The following is a 516-nucleotide window of genomic DNA, read 5'->3' as shown; positions in this document are numbered from 1 at the left end:
TACGTCGCTGAAAATGAAATGCTCAGGCTGTTGTAGGTATAAAAGCTTAATGTCGCCACCTTTGCGCCGACGTTATTGTGCTTGTGAATGGACAGCAGATAAGAGCAGTTCGCCGTCCCTGATGTGGTCAGTGAAACAGCCAGCAACGCAATCGCGCCATCAGGAAATGTGTTAATGGAAAACTGATAGGTCGTGGTCGAGCCGTCAGTCGTGATGTCCTGGTCAAGAACGTGAGATGACATTCCGGAAATACTGATCATATTGAGGTCCAGCGGTCTGTTACGTTGTAGTTAATTCCGGATGATTGATCCGGCATGCCGCGCTGACGCCATACTACGATTTTTGTATTGTTCTCAATCGTCGTCAGGCGTAATCCCTGGCTGGTACGGGTAATGCTGAACTTAGTCAGGGGGTTTACGTTTCCACTGATCAACTGAAATGGCAAAGTTGTGCAGTTATTGGTCAGCCTGCGGGCGGTCTGTATTTTGAATGTCGCAAAATAGGACTCACCAACAA

The 516-nt window shown here is 47.9% G+C and carries 2 protein-coding genes; both read right to left on the bottom strand.

Features of this window, described 5'->3' with window-relative positions:
• Positions 1-260 (bottom strand): hypothetical protein (locus SIK97_RS01030; protein WP_319610921.1); only part of this gene is annotated, 260 nt, incomplete at its 3' end.
• The coding region (locus tag SIK97_RS01025) for a hypothetical protein (protein WP_319610920.1) at positions 257-516 on the bottom strand (260 nt) is incomplete at its 5' end. The genes SIK97_RS01030 and SIK97_RS01025, both read right to left, overlap by 4 nt.

The sequence above is a fragment of the Klebsiella sp. JN_Kp126 genome (genome assembly GCF_033843325.1).
GTDB lineage: Bacteria > Pseudomonadota > Gammaproteobacteria > Enterobacterales > Enterobacteriaceae > Klebsiella > Klebsiella michiganensis.
The sequence above is the reverse complement of the archived record's forward strand: the minus strand, read 5'-3'. Positions and strand labels throughout refer to the sequence as shown.